At 72.6% G+C, this 20,910-nt stretch carries 25 protein-coding genes; 18 read left to right on the top strand and 7 right to left on the bottom strand.

Going from position 1 to position 20,910, the window contains the following annotated elements; translation table 11 throughout:
• Window positions 1–18 precede the first annotated feature (18 nt).
• The 7 genes from MRBLML1_RS16530 (at window position 19) to MRBLML1_RS16500 (ending at window position 5,789) form a co-directional block, all read left to right on the top strand.
• Complete coding sequence (locus MRBLML1_RS16530) at window positions 19–843, top strand: biotin--[acetyl-CoA-carboxylase] ligase (protein ID WP_364517895.1); 825 nt, start codon at window positions 19–21, stop codon at window positions 841–843.
• 24 nt (window positions 844–867) lie between these two features.
• Window positions 868–1,389, top strand: a complete 522-nt coding sequence (locus tag MRBLML1_RS16525) for a PH domain-containing protein (protein ID WP_364517893.1) — start codon at window positions 868–870, stop codon at window positions 1,387–1,389.
• Window positions 1,382–2,344: an adenylate/guanylate cyclase domain-containing protein gene (locus MRBLML1_RS16520; RefSeq protein ID WP_364517891.1), complete on the top strand. Its 963-nt coding sequence runs from the start codon at window positions 1,382–1,384 to the stop codon at window positions 2,342–2,344. Before MRBLML1_RS16525 ends, MRBLML1_RS16520 begins: the two co-directional genes overlap by 8 nt.
• 81 nt (window positions 2,345–2,425) lie before the next feature.
• Complete coding sequence (locus tag MRBLML1_RS16515; protein WP_364517889.1) at window positions 2,426–2,749, top strand: winged helix-turn-helix domain-containing protein; 324 nt, start codon at window positions 2,426–2,428, stop codon at window positions 2,747–2,749.
• Window positions 2,750–2,768: 19 nt separating this feature from the next.
• On the top strand, window positions 2,769–3,926 hold the full coding sequence (locus MRBLML1_RS16510; protein WP_364517887.1) for a 5-(carboxyamino)imidazole ribonucleotide synthase: 1,158 nt from the start codon (window positions 2,769–2,771) through the stop codon (window positions 3,924–3,926).
• A 129-nt stretch (window positions 3,927–4,055) separates the two neighbouring features.
• Window positions 4,056–4,544 carry a 5-(carboxyamino)imidazole ribonucleotide mutase gene (gene purE, locus MRBLML1_RS16505; protein ID WP_364517885.1) on the top strand — a complete coding sequence of 163 codons (489 nt, stop codon included), beginning with the start codon at window positions 4,056–4,058 and terminating at the stop codon, window positions 4,542–4,544.
• Window positions 4,545–4,604: 60 nt separating this feature from the next.
• Window positions 4,605–5,789, top strand: coding sequence for an acyltransferase family protein (locus MRBLML1_RS16500; protein WP_364517883.1), 1,185 nt, complete (start codon window positions 4,605–4,607; stop codon window positions 5,787–5,789).
• A 4-nt stretch (window positions 5,790–5,793) separates the two neighbouring features.
• Here MRBLML1_RS16500 and MRBLML1_RS16495 read toward each other — a convergent pair whose 3' ends face one another.
• A complete protein-coding gene (locus MRBLML1_RS16495; protein ID WP_414691268.1) occupies window positions 5,794–6,168 on the bottom strand; it encodes a CoA-binding protein in 375 nt (124 codons plus the stop codon).
• A 41-nt stretch (window positions 6,169–6,209) separates the two neighbouring features.
• Window positions 6,210–6,890: a TetR/AcrR family transcriptional regulator gene (locus MRBLML1_RS16490; protein WP_364517879.1), complete on the bottom strand. Its 681-nt coding sequence runs from the start codon at window positions 6,888–6,890 to the stop codon at window positions 6,210–6,212.
• Between the two features lie 87 nt (window positions 6,891–6,977).
• On the opposite strand from MRBLML1_RS16490, the gene MRBLML1_RS16485 reads away from it, so the two are divergent.
• The 5 genes from MRBLML1_RS16485 to MRBLML1_RS16465 all read left to right on the top strand — a co-directional run bounded on the left by MRBLML1_RS16485 (window position 6,978) and on the right by MRBLML1_RS16465 (window position 10,764).
• Window positions 6,978–8,132, top strand: a complete 1,155-nt coding sequence (locus MRBLML1_RS16485) for an acyl-CoA dehydrogenase family protein (protein ID WP_414691267.1) — start codon at window positions 6,978–6,980, stop codon at window positions 8,130–8,132.
• 226 nt (window positions 8,133–8,358) lie between these two features.
• Entirely contained in the window at window positions 8,359–8,925 is a 567-nt protein-coding gene (locus MRBLML1_RS16480) for an LPXTG cell wall anchor domain-containing protein (RefSeq protein WP_364517875.1), read from the top strand.
• A gap of 116 nt (window positions 8,926–9,041) precedes the next feature.
• Complete coding sequence (locus tag MRBLML1_RS16475) at window positions 9,042–9,836, top strand: class E sortase (protein WP_364517872.1); 795 nt, start codon at window positions 9,042–9,044, stop codon at window positions 9,834–9,836.
• A 95-nt stretch (window positions 9,837–9,931) separates the two neighbouring features.
• A complete protein-coding gene (locus MRBLML1_RS16470) occupies window positions 9,932–10,510 on the top strand; it encodes an LPXTG cell wall anchor domain-containing protein (protein WP_364517870.1) in 579 nt (192 codons plus the stop codon).
• A 110-nt stretch (window positions 10,511–10,620) separates the two neighbouring features.
• Window positions 10,621–10,764: a DUF1059 domain-containing protein gene (locus MRBLML1_RS16465; RefSeq protein ID WP_364517868.1), complete on the top strand. Its 144-nt coding sequence runs from the start codon at window positions 10,621–10,623 to the stop codon at window positions 10,762–10,764.
• 9 nt (window positions 10,765–10,773) lie between these two features.
• On the opposite strand, the gene MRBLML1_RS16460 is transcribed toward MRBLML1_RS16465, so the two are convergent.
• Together MRBLML1_RS16460 and MRBLML1_RS16455 are read right to left on the bottom strand one after the other, a co-directional pair.
• On the bottom strand, window positions 10,774–11,637 hold the full coding sequence (locus MRBLML1_RS16460; protein ID WP_364517866.1) for a crotonase/enoyl-CoA hydratase family protein: 864 nt from the start codon (window positions 11,635–11,637) through the stop codon (window positions 10,774–10,776).
• A 16-nt stretch (window positions 11,638–11,653) separates the two neighbouring features.
• Window positions 11,654–12,850, bottom strand: a complete 1,197-nt coding sequence (locus MRBLML1_RS16455; RefSeq protein ID WP_364517864.1) for an LCP family protein — start codon at window positions 12,848–12,850, stop codon at window positions 11,654–11,656.
• A 23-nt stretch (window positions 12,851–12,873) separates the two neighbouring features.
• On the opposite strand from MRBLML1_RS16455, the gene MRBLML1_RS16450 reads away from it, so the two are divergent.
• Complete coding sequence (locus tag MRBLML1_RS16450) at window positions 12,874–13,377, top strand: acyl-CoA thioesterase (protein ID WP_364517862.1); 504 nt, start codon at window positions 12,874–12,876, stop codon at window positions 13,375–13,377.
• On the opposite strand, the gene MRBLML1_RS16445 is transcribed toward MRBLML1_RS16450, so the two are convergent.
• Complete coding sequence (locus tag MRBLML1_RS16445) at window positions 13,364–14,251, bottom strand: LysR family transcriptional regulator (RefSeq protein WP_364517860.1); 888 nt, start codon at window positions 14,249–14,251, stop codon at window positions 13,364–13,366. The genes MRBLML1_RS16450 and MRBLML1_RS16445 overlap by 14 nt on opposite strands.
• Window positions 14,252–14,326: 75 nt before the next feature.
• Here MRBLML1_RS16445 and MRBLML1_RS16440 point away from each other — a divergent pair, with 75 nt between their 5' ends.
• Both MRBLML1_RS16440 and MRBLML1_RS16435 read left to right on the top strand, forming a co-directional pair.
• Window positions 14,327–15,301, top strand: a complete 975-nt coding sequence (locus MRBLML1_RS16440) for a threonine ammonia-lyase (RefSeq protein WP_364517857.1) — start codon at window positions 14,327–14,329, stop codon at window positions 15,299–15,301.
• Between the two features lie 50 nt (window positions 15,302–15,351).
• The gene (locus MRBLML1_RS16435; RefSeq protein ID WP_364517855.1) at window positions 15,352–16,767 is read left to right on the top strand and encodes an LCP family protein; all 1,416 of its coding nucleotides are present in this window, start codon (window positions 15,352–15,354) and stop codon (window positions 16,765–16,767) included.
• A gap of 12 nt (window positions 16,768–16,779) precedes the next feature.
• Here the strand turns inward: MRBLML1_RS16435 and MRBLML1_RS16430 are convergent, their stop codons facing one another.
• The gene (locus tag MRBLML1_RS16430; RefSeq protein ID WP_364517853.1) at window positions 16,780–17,544 is read right to left on the bottom strand and encodes an inositol monophosphatase family protein; all 765 of its coding nucleotides are present in this window, start codon (window positions 17,542–17,544) and stop codon (window positions 16,780–16,782) included.
• A gap of 47 nt (window positions 17,545–17,591) precedes the next feature.
• Here MRBLML1_RS16430 and MRBLML1_RS16425 point away from each other — a divergent pair, with 47 nt between their 5' ends.
• From MRBLML1_RS16425 to MRBLML1_RS16415, 3 genes are read left to right on the top strand one after another with little or no spacing between them, the layout of a single operon-like run.
• Window positions 17,592–17,981 carry a hypothetical protein gene (locus tag MRBLML1_RS16425; RefSeq protein WP_364517851.1) on the top strand — a complete coding sequence of 130 codons (390 nt, stop codon included), beginning with the start codon at window positions 17,592–17,594 and terminating at the stop codon, window positions 17,979–17,981.
• A 10-nt stretch (window positions 17,982–17,991) separates the two neighbouring features.
• The gene (locus MRBLML1_RS16420; RefSeq protein ID WP_364517849.1) at window positions 17,992–18,900 is read left to right on the top strand and encodes a glycosyltransferase family 2 protein; all 909 of its coding nucleotides are present in this window, start codon (window positions 17,992–17,994) and stop codon (window positions 18,898–18,900) included.
• Window positions 18,897–19,787, top strand: coding sequence for a glycosyltransferase family 2 protein (locus MRBLML1_RS16415; RefSeq protein ID WP_364517847.1), 891 nt, complete (start codon window positions 18,897–18,899; stop codon window positions 19,785–19,787). Before MRBLML1_RS16420 ends, MRBLML1_RS16415 begins: the two co-directional genes overlap by 4 nt.
• Here MRBLML1_RS16415 and MRBLML1_RS16410 read toward each other — a convergent pair.
• The gene (locus tag MRBLML1_RS16410; RefSeq protein WP_364517845.1) at window positions 19,696–20,829 is read right to left on the bottom strand and encodes a phosphatase PAP2 family protein; all 1,134 of its coding nucleotides are present in this window, start codon (window positions 20,827–20,829) and stop codon (window positions 19,696–19,698) included. The genes MRBLML1_RS16415 and MRBLML1_RS16410 overlap by 92 nt on opposite strands.
• Between the last annotated feature and the right edge of the window lie 81 nt (window positions 20,830–20,910).

The raw sequence follows: 20,910 nt of genomic DNA, 5'->3' as shown, positions 1-20,910 counted from the left end.
TGCGCCAGGGTAGTGCCCGTGACTCTCGGCTCGACCCAGCACCCGGACCGTGGACCCCTCGACGGGGAGCGGATCACCGCGGCCTTCGCCTTGACCCCCGGCTTCTCCCTGGAGCTGCTCCCGGTCGCCCCCTCCACCAACGAGGTCGCCCGCGAGCGCGCCCGCGCCGGTGCGGCGGAGGGCCTCGTGGTGGCCGCGGACCACCAGGCCGCCGGCCGCGGCCGCCTGGACCGCACCTGGGAGACCCCGCCCGGCACGGCGGTGACCTTCTCGCTCGTGCTGCGCCCGACGGTGCCCGCGGCGTCCTGGCCGTGGCTGCCGCTGCTGGTCGGGCACAACGTCGCGAAGGCGCTCACCGCGCTGGGCCACGACGCCCGGGTGAAGTGGCCCAACGACGTGCTCCTCGACGGCGACAAGAAGGTCGCCGGCATCCTCGTCGAGCGGGTGGACACGCCTGAGGGCCCGGCCGCGATCATCGGCGTCGGGATCAACGTCACGATGACCGCCGAGGAGCTGCCGGTCGAGACCGCCACCAGCCTGGCGATCTCCGCGCCGGGTGCCCCGGACCGGACCCAGGTGCTGCTGGAGGTGGTCGCCGCGATCCGCGAGGGCTACGACCTGTGGCAGGCGGGCGGCGACCTGGGCACGGCGCGGCTCGCGACGTCGTACCGCTCGCACTGCGCGACCCTGGGACGCGAGGTCCGGGTGGAGCTGCCGGGCGGTGGCGCGCTGACCGGTCGCGCGGTCGACGTGGACCCCGACGGGCGGCTGGTCGTGGAGACCGCCGACGGCACCGAGCGGGTCGGCGCGGGCGACGTCGTGCACGTACGGGCGACGGACTGACCCCCGAGGTGGGATGATCTCGCCGTGGCCATCTCCAAGAAGCTGCTCAACCCCGGTGAGCGCCTGATCATCAGCACCCGCCAGCACCCCAAGGCGCTGTTCGGGCCGATCCTGGTGCTGGTCCTGCTGCTCGCCGTCGCCGTGCTCGCCCAGGTGAAGCTCGACGACGACGGGTTCCAGCAGACGCTGACCTACATCGTGTGGGTGCTGGCGCTGATCGGCATCCTGTGGTTCACCGTGCGCCCGTTCCTGGTCTGGCTGACCACGGTGCACGCCTTCACCGACCGCCGGCTGATCACCCGCAACGGCATCATCACCCGGCGCGGTCACGACATCCCGCTGGCCCGGGTCAGTGACGTCTCCATCGAGATCAACCTGATGGACCGCCCGTTCGGCTGCGGCAGCCTGGTCATCGCGGACGCCTCGACCTTCGGCACCGTGCGGCTCAACGACATCCCGCACGTCGAGGCCACCCAGCGCCAGCTCAACGAGCTGCTGCACGACCTGCACCAGGGCCCGGGCTCGCGGCGCGACGAAGGTGTCTGACCCCGACCCCGAGCTGACCTTCCTCGGGGAGGAGCCGCAGCTCACCGCCGCCGAGGTCGCCGAGCGCGCGGGCCTGCCCGTGGAGAAGGCGCGCCGGCTGTGGCGCACCCTCGGCTTCCCCGAGCGGGGCGAGGCGCGCGCCTACACCGAGGCGGACGTAGAGGCCCTGCGGCTGATGGCCGACCTGCTCGGCGAGAAGGTGATCGGCTTCGACGTCGCGCTCAACGTCGCGCGCGGGGTCGGCCTGTCGATGGCCCGGCTCGCGGACTGGGAGGTCGGCGAGCTCGTCCACCACGTCGACGACGCCTTCGTCGAGCAGGGCGGCACCGAGGACGGCGACCCCACCGCGTGGGTGCTCGAGCGCTTCGGCGGCCGCTTCGAGGACCTGCTGGTCTACTCCTGGCGGCGCCACCTCGCCGCCGCGGTCGCCCGGATGCAGGCGGTCCGCGCGGTCGACGCCGACCCGCACACCACCGACCTGAGCGTGGGTTTCGCCGACATCGTGGGCTTCACGGCGCTGTCCAACGAGGTCTCCCGCGAGCGGATCGGCGAGCTGGTGGAGATCTTCGAGGCCCGCTGCGGCGACGTGATCGCCCGCGAGCGGGGGCGGCTGATCAAGAGCATGGGCGACGCCGTGCTCTTCGTGAACGACGACCCGCTCGCCGCCTTCACCACCGCCGAGGGGATCATCAACGTGATCGGCCGCGACCCGCGGATGCCCGACGTCCGGGTCGGCCTGGCCAGCGGCGGTGTCGTGCTCCGGCTCGGCGACGTCTTCGGCCCGCCGGTCAACCTCGCGGCCCGGCTCACCCAGGTGGCCCGCCGCAACCGGATCATCGTCGACCACGCCACGGCCGACCTGCTCCCCGCCGACCAGATCGAGTCCCGGCCGCTGCCGCCGCGCCCGGTGCGCGGCTTCGGCGTCGTCGAGCCGGTCGCCGTACGCCGCGCCTGACCTGCCTCGCCCGAGGCGTCGTTAGGCAAAATTCTCGGCATTTCCCTCCGAGCCGGGCTCGGCGTCCTTACCTTGAGCCCTGTGATCGAGGTGCAGGACGTACGGGTCGATCCCTCGACCCGACGCGCGTGGCGGGGGGACCGCGAGGTCCTGCTCTCGCGCAAGGAGTTCGACCTCGTGCACGCCCTCATCGCCCGTGCCGGCTCGGTGGTCACCCGCGAGGAGCTGATGCGTGACGTCTGGGGGGTCACCTTCTGGACCTCCTCGAAGACGATCGACGTGCACCTGGGCTGGGTCCGACGCAAACTCGGCGACGACACCCGCCAGCCGCGCCTGATCACCACGATCCGTGGCCAGGGCCTGCGCTTCGAGGCCGACGAGGCCGATCTGACCGGCACGGCCTGAGTCTCTTAGAGTTCGGCCCGTGACCGAACGCTCTCCCCGCATCGCCGTCATCGGCGGCGGCCAGCTCGCCCGGATGATGGCCCCGCCCGCGATCGCGCTCGGCGTACCGCTCCGGTTGCTGGCCGAGGCCGAGGGCGTCTCCGCGGCGCAGGTGATCCCGGACCAGCAGGTGGGGGACTACCGGGACCTGGACACCCTGCGTGCGGTGACCGAGGGCTGCTCGGTGGTGACCTTCGACCACGAGCACGTCCCCACCGAGCACCTGCGGGCGCTGGCCGCCGACGGCGTGGTCGCCCACCCCGGTCCGGAGGCGCTGGTGCACGCCCAGGACAAGATCGTGATGCGCGAGGCGATGACCCGTCTCGGCGCCCCGCAGCCGCGCTGGGCGGTGGTCGCCTCCGTCGCCGAGGCCGAGGCGTTCGGCCTGCCCTGCGTGCTCAAGACCTCCCGGGGCGGCTACGACGGCAAGGGCGTCTGGTTCGCGCGCACGCCCGAGGACGCGGCCGAGGCGCTGGCCGCGGCGGAGCAGGCGGGCGTGCGGCTGCTGGCCGAGGAGCTGGTGGACTTCCGCCGCGAGCTCTCCGCGCTGGTGGCCCGCTCGCCCAGCGGGCAGGCGGCGGCGTACCCGGTCGTGGCGACGCTGCAGGTCGACGGGATCTGCGCCGAGGTGGTCGCCCCGGCGCCCGACCTCGACCCGCGGCTCGCGGCCGAGGCCCAGAAGCTCGCGCTGCGGATCGCCGGCGAGCTGGGCGTCACCGGGATCCTCGCGGTCGAGCTCTTCGAGACCGCGGACGGGATCCTCATCAACGAGCTCGCGATGCGCCCGCACAACACCGGCCACTGGACCCAGGACGGCGCCGTCACCAGCCAGTTCGAGAACCACCTGCGCGCCGCTCTCGACCTGCCGCTCGGCTCGCCCGCGCCGCGGGCCCGCTGGACGGTGATGGTCAACATCCTCGGCGGCGACCACCCCGACGTCGGCCGCCTCTACGACGGCTACCCGCACGCGCTCGCCCGGGACCCCCGGCTGCGGGTGCACCTCTACGGCAAGGACCTGCGTCCGGGCCGCAAGGTCGGCCACGTCAACACCTTCGGCGACGACCTCGAGGACTGCCTGGAGCGGGCCCGGCACGCCGCGGCGTGGTTCCGGGGCGACCTGGGCAACCACAGCGAGTAGGCCGGCCGCCTGCCATGTAACTCGGTGTTCGTGCATCCACCACGGTGTCGTGACCGGTCACGACCCCCTGGCAGATGCACGAACACCGAGTTACAAGCGCGGGGCGCCGACGCTCTAGGCTCCCTGTCCATGACTGCGCGCGTGGGCATCGTGATGGGCTCGGACTCCGACTGGCCGGTGATGCGGCTCGCGGCCGAGGCGCTGGAGGAGTTCGGCATCGCCTACGAGGCCGACGTCGTGTCCGCGCACCGGATGCCGGAGGAGATGATCGCCTACGGCAAGGAGGCCGCCGAGCGGGGCCTGTCGGTGATCATCGCCGGCGCCGGCGGGGCCGCGCACCTGCCCGGGATGCTCGCCGCGGTCACCCCGCTGCCGGTGATCGGGGTGCCGGTGCCGCTGAAGTACCTCGACGGCATGGACTCGCTCCTCTCCATCGTGCAGATGCCCGCCGGGGTGCCGGTCGCGACGGTCGCGATCGGCGGTGCGCGCAACGCCGGCCTGCTCGCCGTACGGATCCTGGGGGCGACGGACACCACGCTGCAGGAGCGGATGACGGCCTTCCAGGCCGAGCTCAAGGCGGCTGCCGAGGCGAAGGGTGCCGTGGTCCGCGGAGGCTGAGCCCGCACCGGTTAGCCTGTGCCCGCCCGAGCCGCTCCGCGCGCGACCACCCGAGGAAATATGACTTCCGCCGCCACGACCGACGTCCCGACGACCACCGAGCACGTCCCGCCCAAGGGCGAGATCCTCTCGCTGACCGGCCTGCGTGCGGTCGCGGCGATCGCGGTCGTGGTGCACCACACCGAGCTGCCGCCGTCGGCGCCGGAGTGGATGGCGAAGATCGCGCAGTGCGGGTTCATCGGCGTGCCGCTGTTCTTCATGCTCTCGGGCTTCGTGCTGGCCTACAACTACCCGGCGCTGAGCCCGCGCAGCGGGTGGCGCAAGGTGGTCCGGTTCTGGGTGGCGCGCGTCGCCCGCGTGATGCCGCTCTACTGGGTGGTGCTGATCTGGGCCGTGTGCATGCGCGAGTTCAAGGGCATCCCGCAGGACTCCAGCCTGCCGCTGCACTTCCTCGGCTTCCAGACCTGGTCCGGCGACCTGAACGTCGGCGCGCAGATGTACAACGCACCGGGCTGGTCGATCTGCGTCGAGCTGTTCCTCTACGCGCTCTTCCCGTTCCTGGTGCCGGTGGTGGCCTACGCCGCCCGCCGGTTCGGCGTGCGCGGCCTGCTCGCGCTCGCCGGGCTGGCCTTCGCGGTGCAGCTCGCCCTGTGGGCGGTCTTCGTGATCAACGGCAACGCCGACCTGCCGGCCGTCGACCCGAACTCGGCCCACCGCTGGCTCTACCGCAACCCGCTGACCCGGCTGCCGGAGTTCGTGGTCGGCATGTGCCTGGCCTTCCTGCTCGTGCGGGGCGTGCGGATGCCCCGGCTGCTGGCGCACCTCACCCAGGCCGCGGTGATCGCCTTCGTGCTGGTCATGTGCGCGACGCGTGACCTGACCAGCGGCCCGCTGGGCGCGGCCTTCTTCGGCACCCTGTGGACCATCCCGTTCGGCCTGCTGATCCTCTCGCTGGCCTCCAACCGCGGGTTCTTCGCCTGGTTCCTCTCGGTCCGCGGCATGGTCATGCTGGGCACCGCGTCGTACGCCCTCTACATCACCCACCGCGGGCTGCTCCCCGCGTTCGGCCGCGGCTACGTCGAGAGCGCGCCCGGTCACTGGGGCTACGTCGCCGTGCTCGTCGTCATCGCGCTGGCGCTCGCCGTCGCCGAGGGTGCGCACCGCTACGTCGAGCTGCCCGCGCGGCAGTGGATCCTCAAGGCCGCCGACCGCGTCCTCAAGCCGCGGGCGTCGTCGGGGCGCTGACGGCTCAGCCGCGCCGGCCCCACTCGATCGCGGGGCAGGTGTCCATCACCATCGGTACGCCGGCCGCCCGGGTCCGCTCGAAGGCGGCCCGGTCGACCACGCCGAGCTGGAACCACACGCCCTTGGCGCCGATCGCGACCGCCTCGTCGGCGTACTGACCGGCGTCCTCCGAGCGCCGGAAGACGTCGACCACGTCGACCGGGAAGGGCACCTCGGCCAGCGTCGCGTAGCCCTGCTCGCCGAGCACGGTGGGTGCGGAGGGGTGGATCGGCACGATCCGCTTGCCGCGCTGCTGGAGCAGTGCGGCGATCCGGTAGGCCGTGCGGTCCGGGTTGCCGGACAGGCCGACGACGGCCCAGGTCTCGGACTCGTCGAGCATGAGGTCGATGGCCTCGGGGGACAGGTGCGCGGGCGCGGAGGTCATGCAGGCCCAAGGCCGGCGCGGGCGCCGTTCTTCCCGAGCGCGTCGCGGACCTGCGCCACGACCTGCTCGACGTCGGCGCTGCCGTCGGTGATCACGATGGTCGGTGCGGGCGCCGCCGGCCCGCGCAGCAGTGGCAGGGCCACCGCGAGCGACTGGTCGAGCAGGGCCTCGGGGGCGTCGGTCTCCCCGCGCAGCCAGCGCCGCAGCACGTGGTTGTGCGCGATCACGACCGAGGAGGCGACCAGCTCGGCGCGCAACGGGCCGTCGGGCTCGGCGTCGAGCCAGGTGTGGATGTGCTGGGAGAAGAGCCGGACGTAGCGCTGCACGCTGGCGATCTCGCGGTCCCGGATCGCCGGGACGGTGCTCGCCAGCCGGTAGCGGGCCCGCGCGGTCGCGCCCTCGGCGAGGTAGTGCGCGAGCACGATGCCCGCCGCCTCGCGCAGCGCGACCTCGCGGCCGCCGGCACCGGCCGTCGCCAGGCGGTCCGCGACGCGGCCGAGCAGGGCCTCGTGGTCGGGCAGGACGACGTCCTCCTTGCCGCGGAAGTGGCGGAAGAAGGTGCTGCGCCCGGTGCCGGCCCGGGAGGCGATCTCCTCGACCGTGGTGGCGTCGTACCCCTGGCCCTCGAAGAGCTCGAAGGCGGCGGCGACGAGGCGGTCGCGGGCGGTGGTGGGCACGCCTCAGGCTAACTCGACGGAACGGAGTCTCATAGTTACGATACTGAGTACCAACCGTCGAAGGAGCCCGCCGTGAGCGACCACCCGATGTACGCCCTCTCCGAGGAGCACCAGGCCATCCGCGAGGCCGTCCGCGCGATCTGCGACGCCAAGGTCGCCCCCTTCGCCGCGGCGGTCGACGAGGAGGCCCGCTACCCGCAGGAGGCGCACGACGCGCTCCAGGCCGCCGACTTCCACGCCCCCCACGTCCCCGAGCAGTACGGCGGCGCCGGGGCCGACGCCCTCGCCACGGTCATCGTGATCGAGGAGGTCGCTCGCGCCGACGTCTCCGCCTCGCTCATCCCGGCCGTCAACAAGCTCGGCTCGCTCCCGGTGATGATCGGCGGCGGCGAGGAGATCAAGACGAAGTACCTGAGCAAGCTCGCGGCCGGCGAGGGGGGCTTCTCCTACTGCCTCTCCGAGCCCGACGCCGGCTCGGACGCCGCCAACCAGAAGACCCGCGCCGTGCGCGACGGCGACGACTGGATCATCAACGGCACCAAGCGCTGGATCTCCAACGCGGGCGAGTCGGAGTTCTACACCGTGCTCGCCACCACCGATCCCGACGCCCGCACCAAGGGCATCTCCGCGTTCGTGGTCGAGAAGTCCGACGAGGGCGTCTCCTTCGGTGCCCCGGAGAAGAAGCTCGGCATCAAGGGCTCGCCCACCCGCGAGGTCTACTTCGACAACGTCCGGATCCCCGGCGACCGGATCATCGGCGAGGAGGGCAAGGGCTTCGAGTACGCCATGAAGACCCTCGACCACACCCGGATCACGATCGCCGCGCAGGCCGTCGGTGTCGCCCAGGGTGCGCTCGACTACGCGCTGGGCTACGCCAAGGAGCGCCAGCAGTTCGGCAAGGCGATCGCCGACTTCCAGGGCCTGCAGTTCCTGCTCGCCGAGATGGGCATGAAGGTCGAGGCCGCCCGCCAGCTCACGTACGCCGCCGCCGGCCGCTCCGAGCGTGGCGACAGCGACCTCACCTTCTTCGGCGCCGCGGCCAAGTGCTTCGCCTCCGACGTCGCGATGGAGGTCACCACGAACGCCGTGCAGGTGCTCGGCGGCTACGGCTACACCCGCGACTACCCCGTCGAGCGGATGATGCGCGACGCGAAGATCACCCAGATCTACGAGGGCACCAACCAGGTGCAGCGGATCGTGATGGCCCGCCAGCTGCTGGCGGGCGTGCAGAGCGACATCTGAGCGACACCTGAGCGACGCTGCCGCGGCGGGGCGCCGTCGCCCCCCTGGCGACGACCTGACGTGTCCTGCGTCACGCATGTCATCGGATCCGAGAATATTTCGGGCCCTCAACTTGCGCGTTCCGCGTAACCCGGACCCCGGGACTGTGGTTGTCTTGGGTATCCGGTCCGCCATCGGGGGTTGGTTCGGACGCCTGTTTCACCGAGATCGGGAGTTGGGGGCCTTGATGCGCCGCATCCTCACTGTGCTGTTCCTCGCCGGACTGCTCGTCGCGCCCGTCGCGCCGTCGCAGGCCGATGACAGCTATGCCCCCACGATCCCGACGAGCTGTCACATCGGCGCGCCGACGATCGAGGTCGGCCAGCGCGTGCGCCTGACGATCGAGGTCTCGTCCAACAGCACGACGCCCGAGGTCGGCTCGGTCAAGCTCACCATCTCCACCGCCGCGGCCCGCAAGGCCGCCCGGATCGCCGCTCGCGGCGTCGTGTGGACCAAGACCGTGCGCTACGTCGGCACCCCCCTCGAGGTCGTCGGCCCGAAGCTGCCCCGCGGGCGCTACACCGTCGCGATGGCCTTCACGCCCGACGGCGGCGAGCTCGTCGGCTGCCGCAACTCCGCCGCCTTCCGGGTCGGCGCGGGCGGCGACGTGGGTGGCGAGGACGACGGCAACGGCACCGGCGGCCTGCCCAACACCGGTGGCCCGCACCTGTGGCTGCTGCTCGCCGGCCTCACCCTGGTCCTCGGCGGCAGCGGTCTCGTGGGCGGCAGCCGCCGCCTCGGCGCCACCGCCTGACCACCCGCTGATCGACCGCCCGTCCCGCGGGTCCGCGTGTTCGCGTGACGTCGCGCGCCGTCATGGCGTTGGATGGGGGCTGCCGGCCGCCCAGGGCCGGCTGAGGAGGCACACCCATGGCGGAGGAGAACCCCGAGACCACGCACGACGGTGACACCGCTCCGGAGGAGTCCGGTGCCGTGTCGACCGAGCGGGTCCGCCGGCGGCGACGCCGTCCCCACGGCACGCCGGCCGAGGCGCCCTCGACGAGGCGGCGCATCTCGTTCTGGATCGGCTGCGGCCTGATCGCCGCGGGCCTGGCGATCCTGGCGTGGGTGGCCTGGCAGTTCTGGGGCACCAACTGGCAGTCCGAGCGCAAGCAGAACGAGGTCCGCAGCGCGCTGCAGGACGGCTGGTCCGACGGCCAGGACGTCGTGCGCACCGACTTCGGCAACGCCAGCGCGCTGCTGCGCATCCCGCGGTTCGGCAAGGACTACGAGATCCCGGTCCTCGTGGGCTCGACCGACGAGGTCCTCGCGGCCGGGGTGGGCCACATGGAGAACACGGCCGAGGCCGGTGCCCAGGGCAACTACGCCCTCGCCGGGCACCGGGTGACCCACGGCGAGCCGTTCGCCGAGTTCCCGAGCCTGGAGGCCGGCGACAAGGTCTACGTGCTGACCCGCTCGGCGACCTACGAGTACGTCCTCGACACCGGGGGTGAGGACCTCGTCATCCCGTTCACCCAGGTCTGGCCGCTCGACGGGAAGCCGGTCAACCCGAAGGAGGGTGGGGTCCAGCCGCCGGCCACGATCGACGGCCAGCCGAACGACCACATCCTCACCCTGCTGACGTGCTCGGAGATCTTCCACACCGACAACCGGTCGATCGTCTTCGGACACCTGGTCGAGACGACTCCCGCAAAAGAGCGATAACCCACTACAGTCATCTCCATATGCAACTTCCAGCACTCCCCGTCACTGATGACGAGCCGGGACGCTGCATGGGGAGAGGGCTCTAGGAGGAAATTGTGCTGAGGAAGATTGCCGCGCTCGCCGCGCTCTCGGTGGCCGTGGTCGTGACGCCGGTGACGGGGGCGCACGCCGACCCGTACACCCCGCAGATCCCGACGGTGACCCACATCCAGGTCCTGAAGGCCGAGCCGGGTGAGCGCGTGGTGCTGCAGGTCAGCGCGAGCGCGAACTACCCGACGCCGCCCGAGGGTGACATCGCGGTCTCGCTGTCCGCCGCGTCCGGCACCGCTCGCGGCGCCCGCGCGGTCCAGGCCGCGCCACTGCTGAGCACCACCGTGCACTTCGTGGACGAGCCGGTGAAGATCACCGGTCCGGTCCTCCCGCGCGGTCGCTACACCGCCTCGGCGGCGCTGACGCCGAGCAACGGCGCGCTCTTCCTGCCGTCGGAGACCACCATCGCGTTCCGGATGGGTGCCGACGGCGAGACCGGCGGCCAGGACGACAGCGACAACGGCGGCCTGCCCAACACCGGCGGCCCGAACCTGCTGTGGCTGGTCCTCGGCGGCGCCCTGGTCGGTGCCGGCGTCGGCGGCGTGGGCTACGGCCGTCGCCGCCAGCTGGGTGTCCCCGCCTGAGCGCACCACCTGTTCGTCCCACCGGCCGCCCACGGGCGGCCGGTGGTCTTTTTCTCGCGTGGAACAGGTTCTACAGTGGGGACGTCACCGACGAGACCCGGGAGGTCCCGATGCCCTCACTGCGCTGCCCCTGCGACACGACGCTGCGTGCCGACACCGACGACGAGCTGGTCGAGAAGGCGCAGGCCCACCTCGCGGCCGAGCACCCGGGCCGGGAGTACAGCCGCGAGGAGATCCTCTTCATGGCGCTGTGAGCGCCTGGGTCACTCGATGGGCGGCAGCGTCGACGCCTTGCCGGTGAACCGCGGCGCGCGCTTCTCCAAGAAGGCGGCCACGCCCTCCTTGCCGTCGCCGATCGAGGTCCAGTACATCGCCAGGGAGTCGGTGAGGTGCGCCTCCAGCGGGTCGGCGGCGGCGCCGTTGCGGTAGAGCATCCGCTTGGCCAGGCCGAGCGCGACGGGGGAGCGGTCCTTGACGAAGGAGCGGGCCAGCTCCAGCGCCGTGGGCAGTAGCTCCTCGGGCGGGTGCACGCTGCGCACCAGCCGGCCGGCGAGGGCCTGCTCGGCGGTGAGGATGTCGGCGGAGTAGACCCACTCCAGGGCCTGCTGGACGCCCACGATCCGCGGCAGGAACCAGCTCGAGCAGGCCTCGGGCACGATGCCCAGGCGCCCGAACACGAAGCCGATCCGGGCCTTCTCCGAGGCCAGCCGGATGTCCATCGCCAGGGTCATCGTGGCGCCGATGCCGACCGCGGGCCCGTTGATCGCGGCGATGACCGGCTTGGGCAGGGCGTGGATCGCCAAGGTGACCTTGCCGCCGGTGTCGCGCACACCGGTGTCCCACGGCGCCGCGTCGTACGACGCCCGGAACTGCTCGGGCGTCGGTGACAGCGTCTCGTCGAGCCCGAAGACGTTGCCCTCCGCGCTCAGGTCCATGCCGGCGCAGAACGCGCGGCCGTCGCCGGTGACCACGACCGCCTTGACCGCGTCGTCGCGGGCGTCGGTCAGGAAGACCTGCTCCAGCTCTCGCGCCATCGTCAGGTTGAACGCGTTGAGCGCGTCGGGGCGGTGGAGGGTGAGCAGGGCGACGCCGTCGGCGTCGACCTCCCAGGTCAGGGTCTCGTACACGGGTGTTCCTTCGGTCTCAGTCGGCCAGGCCGGTGGCGGTGCACAGCTGGGGGGTGATGTCGTCGGTGCGGTCCTCGGCGATGATGTCGAAGAGCTGGCCCGCGCGCTTGCGGTCCCACGAGGCGTCCGCACCGGCCAGCGGCACGGTGCAGGACTTCGGGGTGTCGGTCATCGCCAGCGCCCACTGCGCGGCACCCCAGGGGCCCATGCCCTCGCCGAAGCGGAAGAAGTCGGGCACGGCGGCGTTGAGCCTCCAGTAGCGCACCGGGTTGGCCACCGACCAGGGTGAGAGCACCTTCTTGCCGACCGCCGCGACCACCTCGCGCTGCTGCTGCACGCGGGCGAGGTCGGAGATCGGGCTGTACTTGCGGGCCCGCGCGTAGGCGAGCGCGGTCGCGCCGTCGACCTCCTGGCAGCCCTTCTTGACGTTGAGGCCGGAGGGCTTGTCGCGGATGTTCCGCTTCGGGCAGATCTCGATGCCGCCGACCGCGTCGACGACGCCGACCAGCCCGCCGAAGCCGATCTCGACGTAGCCGTCGATGCGCACGCCGGTGGCCTTCTCCAGGGTCTGCACCAGCAGCGGGATGCCGCCCTTGCTGAACGCGGAGTTGACCTTGGACACGCCGTGGCCGGGGATGTCGAGCGGGGAGTCGCGCGGGATGGAGACCAGCGTCGTCGGGCCGTCACCGGTGTGCAGGAGCATCATCGTGTCGGTCAGCTCGCTGGCGGCGTTCCCGGTGTGCAGCTTCCTGCGCTCCGCTGGCGAGAGCCCGGCGCGTGAGTCGCTGCCCACCAGCAGGTACGTCGTGCCGGGCTGGTCCGCGGGACGGTCGCCCTTCGGCTCGAAGGCCACCTTGTCCACCTTGCTCCAGGTGAACAGCGGGACGGCGACGAGGAACGCCAGCCACACCACGAGCAGCAGCACGACCAGGCGCACGTAGGTGCGCGGTCGCTTCCAGCGGCTGGTGCGCGGCGCCCAGGACGGCGACGCGGGGCGGCCGGCGGGCTCGGGGGTGGCGCCGTACTGCTGCGCCGGCGGGAGCCGGTCGGGCCGCCGCGGGGGCGGGGTGCCCGGACGCGGCTGCACCGGGATCCGCCGGGTCGGCTCGGGGTCGTCGCCGCGCGGGGGGCGCGCGGAGCCGGTGCCCGAGCCGGAACCGTAGATCCAGTCGTAGTCCGGGTCGTCGTCCCCGGTGCCGTCCTTGCCAGCCATGAGAGGGACGCTACCGTCAGGGCGTGAGCGAGATCGTTGCGGCACGCACGCCGTCGTACTCCCGGATCGAGCTGGCGTCGGTGACCTCGCGCGCCCAGGCCAACCTGCTGGGCAACATCCACGGCGGTGAGGTGATCAAGCTCGCCGACTCCACCGCGGGCGTGGTGGCGCAGCGGCACAGCGGGGGACCGGCCGTCACGGCGGCCCTCGACGAGATGGCCTTCCTCGAGCCGGTGCGGGTCGGCGACATCGTGCGCACCTTCGGCCAGATCAACTGGGTCGGCAGCTCCTCGATGGAGATCGGGGTGCGGATCGAGACCCAGCCGTGGGACGCCACGACCGAGCTGCGGCACGTCGGCTCGGCGTACTTCGTCTTCGTGGCGATCGACGGCGCCGGCCTGGCCCGCCCGGTGCCCGCGCTGGAGGCGGAGACCGAGGAGGACCGGCGCCGGATGCGCGAGGCGGAGATCCGCCGGGCGCACCGGCTCGCCAAGCGCCGGGAGATCGAGGCGGTCAGGCGGTCCTGAGGGCCACCTCGCCCAGCGCCGCGGCGACCGCGTCCACGGCGGCCGGCCGGGGCGGGGCGCCGTACGTCGACAGCTGGACCCTGCGGTGCGCCGCCAACCGGCGCGACGCGACCCCCGGGTGCTGGTGGGCGCGCAGGACCAGCCCGGGCAGCACCGTCACGCCGAGACCGGCGGCGACGAGCGACTGCACGGCGACGTAGTCGTCGCTGGCGAAGGCGATCGCGGGGGTGAACCCGGCGTCCGCGCACAGCGCGAGCAGCTCGCGCCGGCAGCGCTCGCAGCCGGCGATCCAGTCGTCCTCGGCGAGCGCGCCGAGGTCGACGGGGGTGTCGACGGGGGTGTCGGCGCCGGCGCGCTCCACGAGGTGCAGCGGGTCGTCGAGGACCGGCACCGAGGTGATCTGGTCGGGCTCGGGCTGGTCGGGATAGGCGAAGGTGAGCGCGAGGTCGACGTTGCCGGCCCGCAGCAGCTCGTAGGCCTCTGGCGGCTCCGCCTCGGTGAGCTCCAGGTCGATGCCCGGGTGGCGGGTCGCCAGGAGCGCGAGCGCGTCCGGGACGAGGGTGGCCGCGCCCGACGGGAACGCGGCGAGCCGGACCCGGCCGGCCTGCAGGCTGGTCGCGGCGGCGAGCTCGGCCTCCGCGCGCCCGAGCAGGCCCAGGACCTCCTCGCCGCGACGGGCCAGGAGCAGGCCCTCGGGGGTGAGCCGCACGCCCCGGCCGACCCGTTGCAGCAGCACCGCTCCGGTCTCGGCCTCCAGCCGGCGCAGGTGGTGGGAGATGGTCGGCTGGCCGTAGTGCAGCGCGGCCGCGGCGGCCGAGACCGAGCCGGTCCGGTGCAGCGCGACGAGGGCCTCCAGGCGGCGTAGGTCGATCACGGATCGATGATATCGATGGATTGGCGCGACAAGAACTATTGGACCGATGAGTGCTCGGCCCGCGACCATGGAGCCATGTGCTCCCCGGCGCCCGACCCGACGTACGACGACGTGGTGCGCGCCGCCGCGCTGGTGGCCCGTGAGCTGCCGGCCACCCCGCTGCAGTCCCACCCGCTGCTCGACACGGCGGTGGGCACCGAGGTGCTGGTCAAGCACGAGCACGTGCTGCCGACCGGGTCGTTCAAGGTCCGCGGCGGGGTGCACCTGGCCGCCACCCTCACCGACGAGGAGCGCCGGCACGGGCTGGTCACCTGCTCGACCGGCAACCACGCCCAGTCCGTCGCGTACGGCGCCCGGCTGGCCGGGGTGCGCGTCACCATCGTGATGCCGTCGAGCGCCCCCGCGGTCAAGCAGGACGCAGTCGCCGCGCTCGGGGCCGACGTGCTGGTCCGCGGCACCACGCTGGGGGAGGCCGGCGAGGCCGCCCGGGCGCTGGCGGCGACGACCGGGGGCTCGTTCATCTGCCCGACGGACCCGCGGATCGTGCTGGGCCACGCGACGGCGTACCTGGAGCTGTTCGGGCAGGCCACGCCGAGCGCGGTCTACGTGCCGATCGGCAGCGGCACCGGTGCCGCCGGGGCGTGCCTGGTCCGCGACGCGCTGGCGCCGGGGTGCCAGGTGATCGGCGTGCAGTCGGCCGCCGCGCCCGCCGGCTGGCGCTCGTGGCGCAGCGGCACCCTCGAGACGGCGCCGGCCGCCACCCGCGCCTCCGGGCTGGCCACGACGACCGGCTACCTGCTGCCGCAGCGGATCCTGCGCGATCGGCTCGACGACTTCGTGCTGGTGCTCGACGACGCGATCGACGCCGCCGCCCGTCTGCTCGCCACCCGTGCGCACACCCTCGCCGAGGGCGCCGGAGCCGCCGCCCTGGCCGGTCTGCTCACCCCCCAGAGCGAGGGCCGGCCGGGGCGGTCCGCCGGCCCGGCCGTGGTGATGTGCACCGGCGCGAACGCCTCCGCGGACGAGATCGCGCGGCTCGCAGCGGCCTGACGCGGCGCGTCGCGCCCGGTGGGACGCGTGTGACTGGTGATACTGGGCGGGTGCCTGAGGCTCCGGACCGGATCGCCATCGACGAGCGGGCCGCCCAGGTGCGGTTCCGCCGGGCGCTGACCCTGATGGGCTTCACCCTGCTCGTGCCGGGCTCGGCGCAGCTGGTGGCCGGCAACCGCCGGGTCGGCCGCATCGCCGTACGGGTCTGGCTGGCGACGCTCGCCGTGCTGGCCTTCCTCGGCGTCCGGCTGCTGCTCGACAAGTCGTTCGCGCTGGGCCTCGCGCTCAACCCGACCTTCCTGCTGGTGCTGCGGCTCTACCTGATCACCGGCGCCGTCGCCTGGGCCGCGCTCTTCGTGGACGCCTGGCGGATCGGGCAGCCGCTCAGCCTGCGCCTGCCGCACCGTCGCGCGGTCGTCGGCGTCAACGGCGTGCTGTGCTTCTCGGTCGCCGGCACCCTGCTCTTCGGCGCACACCTGGCCGCGGTGCAGCGCGACTGGCTGACGATGTTCGCCGACGGCGAGCTCGGCGCCGCCCACGACGGCCGGTTCAACATCCTGCTGCTCGGTGGCGACTCCGGCGCCGACCGCTGGGGCCTGCGCCCCGACTCCATGACGGTCGCCTCCATCGACGCCACCACCGGCAAGACCGTGATGATCGGCCTGCCACGGAACATGCAGAACTTCACCTTCCGCAAGGGCTCGGTGATGGACGAGCAGTTCCCCAAGGGCTTCGGCGGCGAGGGTCGCTACCTCAACGGCGTGAGCACCTGGGCCGAGGACCACACCGACCTCTTCGACTCCGACACCCCGGGCATCGACGCGACCGTCTCGGCGATCGAGGGCATCACCGACCTGAGGATCAACTACTGGGTGATGGTCAACATGAAGGGCTTCCGGCGCCTCGTCGACGCCTTCGGCGGGGTCACCCTCAACGTCCGCCAGCGGATCCCGGTCGGTGGTCTCGGCAAGGACGTCACCGGCTACATCGAGCCGGGCGAGCGCAAGCTCACCGGCTACCAGGCGCTGTGGTTCGCCCGCTCCCGCGAGGGCAGCGACGACTACTCGCGGATGGCCCGCCAGAAGTGCGTGATGACCGCGCTGCTGACCCAGGTCAGCCCCAAGCAGGCGCTCACCAACTTCCAGGAGATCGCCGACGCCTCCAGCGCGATGATCAAGACCGACGTGCCGGGCGGTGCGCTCGGCGACTTCGCCCAGCTCGCGATGCGCGCCCGGGACCAGAAGGTCTCGACCGTCTCCCTGGTCCCGCCGCAGGTCAACACCGCGAACCCGGACATGGACAAGATCCACGCCATGGTGAAGGCCGCCATCGACCGCGCCGAGGGCAAGGCCCCGAAGCCGGCCAAGGCCAAGAAGAAGCCCGCCAAGGTCACCGGCGGCTCGGTCGGCTCGCGCAACGACGGCTACGTCGCCAACGAGACCGACGACGTCGCGGCGGCCTGCTGACCTGACGGAGTCTCAGACGGGCAGCGCTGCGACGACCGCGTCGAAGGTGCCCTGGTCCGGTGCCGCGACGATCCCGCCCTCGAGCCGGCGCGGCTCCAGCGGGCCGCCGTCGTGGCGCCCGATCACGCCGCCCGCCTCGGAGAGGATCAGCGCGCCCGGCAGGTGGTCCCACGGCATCGAGCGGCTGTAGACCAGCGCCGCGGCGTCCCCGGCGATCAGGTGCGGGTAGTCGACCCCGCAGCACGCCCAGGTCAGCTCCAGGGTGCCGAGCGTGCCGAGGTCACGGCCCACCCACTGCCGCCGCGCGGTCCGGTACGGCGCCGCCGAGCCGGTCGTGACGTCCAACCGCTCGCCGTCGAGCCACGCGCCGGCGCCGCGCTCGGCGACGTAGGACCGCTCGTGCTGGGGCTGCCAGATCCAGCCCCGGGTCACCTCGCCGCCGATCACCTCGGCGACCATCACGGCGTGGTCGGGGGAGCCGTGGACGAAGTTCTTGGTGCCGTCGACGGGGTCGACCGTGAACCCGTGCTCGGCGGCGGCGAAGCGGTCGAGCAGGCTGGGGTCCGCGGCCATCGCCTCCTCGCCCAGCACCACCGCGTCCGGGTACGCCGCCAGCAGGGCCGCGGTGATCAGCGCCTCCGACTCGTGGTCGGCGACGGTGACGAGGTCGCCGGGGTTCTTCTCGGAGACCTGCTCGTCGGAGAGCGCGCGGAAGCGGGGGTTGATCACCTCAGCGGCGACGTCCTGCAGGAGGGTCAGCACGGCGGTGGTGTCCACGGCGTCCACGTTAGTGGGGCCGGCCGGTCGTCCGTCATGCTGGGTCCATGCGGTTCACCGAGCACGAGCTGACGGCGGCGGTCACCGGAGCGGCGAAGCTGGTCCTCGCCACCGACCGGAAACGGCGCCGCAAGGGCGTCGACGCCGAGACCACCTGGGCCGAGATGGACCGCTTCGCCCGGTTCCAGGTGCTCGACGCGGTCGGCGACCAGGTGCTGCCCGTGCTCGTCGCGCTGCCCGACGTGGACGTCGAGCCCGGCACCCGCCCGTCGTACGACGACAAGACGGTCGCCGCGACGGTCGAGGGCCTCGTCGACGACGGCCTCGGCCGGGTGCGGCGCACGATCGAGGTCCGCGCGCGCACGGCGCTGGTCCAGGCAGCGCTGGCGAGCGTGCCTCCGCGCCTGGACCCCGATGCCCTGATCACCGACCAGTAGGGTGACCGCCGTGCGTGTGCAGGCGGTCGTGGTCACCTTCAACCGGTTGGCGATGCTGCAGCGCCTCGTCCCCCGGCTGCGCGCGACCCCCGGCCTGGAGCGGATCCTGGTCGTCGACAACGCCTCGACCGACGGCACGGGGGAGTGGCTGGCGGGACTCGAGGAGCCGTTGGTCCGGCACGAGACGCTGGCGACCAACACCGGTGGGGCGGGCGGTTTCCACCACGGCCTGGGCTGGGCGATCTCCGAGGGCGCGGACCTGGTCTGGCTGATGGACGACGACGGCCTGCCCGACCCCGACTGCCTGGAGGTGCTGCTCGCGCGGGTCGAGCGGGACGGCCTGGAGTTCTGCGGCCCGGCGGTGCTCGCCGAGCAGGACCCGGCCCGGCTGTGCTTCCCGATCCGGCTGCCCGGCGGCACCACGGTCGTGCACGAGATGGCCGCGGTCGAGGCCGCCGCCCGGGACGGGTTGATCGACGACGTCGTGATCCCGTTCAACGGCGTGCTGGTCACCCGCGACCTGGTCGAGCGGATCGGCCTGCCGCGCGAGGACTTCTTCATCTGGGGCGACGACGTGGAGTACCTGTGGCGCGCGGAGCGGGCCGGCGCCCGGATCGCCACGGTCGTCGACGCCCACTTCCTGCACCCGGCGACCGACGACCTCGGCACGCCGATGATGTTCGGCCGCACGACGTACAACCACACCGCGAGCGACCTCAAGCACTACTGCATGGCGCGCAACAACACCCTCAACCTGCGGGAGTACCGCGGCTGGGTGCACGTGCTCCTCTTCTGGCTCAAGACGGTCTGGTTCTACCTGCTCACCAAGCCGCAGCCGGCCCGGGTCCCGCTCAGCGCCCGGGCCGCGGTCGCGGGGCTGCGCGGCGACTTCACCGGCCACCGGAGGTACCTGCGATGAGCGAGAAGGTCGCCGTCGTCGTCGTCACCTACAACCGGGCCGACCTGCTGGAGCGGATGCTGGCGGGCCTGGCCGCCCTCGATCGCGCGCCCGACGCGGTGCTGGTGGTGAACAACGCGAGCACCGACCACACCCGGGAGGTGCTCGAGCGCAGCACCCTGCCCGGCCTCGTCGCGATCCACACCACCGACAACCTGGGCGGCGCCGGGGGCTTCCACCTCGGCGTCAAGACCGCCTACGACCAGGGCTACGACGTGCTCTGGCTGATGGACGACGACGTCGTCCCCGCCCCCGACTGCCTCACCCGCCTGCTGGCCGCCGAGGGCTCCTGCCTGATCGCGGTCCGCGAGGACCTCACCGGCGCGCTGGTGGAGAAGGCCGCACTGCGCTTCGACCTGCGCAACCCGCTGGCGATCCGGCCCAAGACGGCGAGCATCGACTCGACGTACTCCACCCGGGCGGAGATGCCGGAGACCGTGGAGGTCGAGAACGTCGCCTTCGAGGGCTTCCTGGTCCGCCGTGAGGTGGTCGAGCGGATCGGGCTGCCCGACCCGTCGTACTTCATCTTCTACGACGACGTGGACTTCGCCATCCGGGCCCGTCGCGCCGGTTTCGCGATCCGCGCGGTGCGTGACGCCGTGCTGGTCCGCCAGCTCTCCTTCGACCAGCAGCACGACCTGGCCGGGTGGAAGGGCTACTACATGTACCGCAACCTCTTCGTCGTCCACTTCCGGTACGGCGAGAACGCCGCGGTCCGGCTCAAGCCGTGGCTGGTCGCGCTGGCGGTGGTCCTGCTCAGTCCGCTGCGGGGTGGTCGGGCTGAGGCGCGGAACGTGTGGCGAGCGCTCCGGGATGCTCGGGGGATGCGGGCGCTACCGGCGCGCTGACCGGGTCCGGCACCAGCTGGACCCGCCAGCCGATCCGGTTGCCCGTCGCGACGCCGGCGACGTAGACCGCGAAGGCCCCCAGCGCGGCACCGGCGAGCACGTCGACGAAGAAGTGCCAGCCCAGGTAGACCGTGGCGAGCACGGTCAGCGCGAAGAAGGTCCAGGCGCTGATCCGGATCCAGCGGGCCAGCTTGATCGCCTGCACGACGAGGCAGATCGTCATCATGATCCCGACGTGCAGCGAGGCGAAGGCGGCGATCGTCTGCAGCCCCGACTCGCCGTGGGTGGCGAGCGTGCTGACCCGGTCGTCCCACATCGAGGCCGCGAGCCGGCTGACGTAGGTCTCCGGCAGGTCGGCGAAGGTGCCGCGGTCGGAGTAGATCGGGCCGACCGTCGGCAGCGCGACGTAGAGCACCGCGCCGAGCGCCCAGTCCAGGGCCACCGCGGTGACGTACCACTCGCCGGCCCGGGTGTGGCGGGTCCAGACCAGGGCGATCGCGATCGAGACCGGGACCAGGGCGATCCACACGATGTAGACCGAGGAGAAGAAGTGCGCCGCGAGGCCGGTGCCGAACCACGCGTGCAGCGTGGCGGCCGGGTCGTGGCCGGCGAACAGGAACTTGTCGATGTCGGCCAGCTGGGCGTCGTAGATCTTCTCGTGGACGAAGGGCGCCACCGACTTCACGTTGCGGAACGCGGCGTAGCACAGGTACCAGGCGGCGACCCCGTTGAGGGCGAACTTCCAGTGCGACCTCGGCCAGCGCTCGCGCATGACCGTGCGGGCGGTGGTGCGCAGGCGGGCGCCCCAGCCGCTGCCGGGCCGCCCGGCGGCGTACAGGATCCGGGGGACGACGTCGATCGCGATCGCGCCGAGCACGATGGCGGGGAACCGGATGTAGCCCGGGACCAGGCTGTCCGGGTCCTTGATCGGGATGTCCTCGAGCTGGGAGAAGAGGACCGTGAGCGCCGCGAGCCCGAGGCCGGCAACCCAGGCCAGGGCGAACGACGGCGCTCCTCGGCGTCCGTCCTGGTGGTCATTCACCAGAACAGGATATTCGTCACGTTCGCCGGCGCGACGGCGCGTGCCAGATGTGTCTGGGCGGCTACTGATCCGTAAACTCAC

It is taken from the genome of Nocardioides sp. LML1-1-1.1 (assembly GCF_040676175.1).
Lineage (GTDB): Bacteria > Actinomycetota > Actinomycetes > Propionibacteriales > Nocardioidaceae > Nocardioides.
Note: the sequence above shows the minus strand (reverse complement) of the source record. Positions and strands in the feature narration are given on the sequence as shown.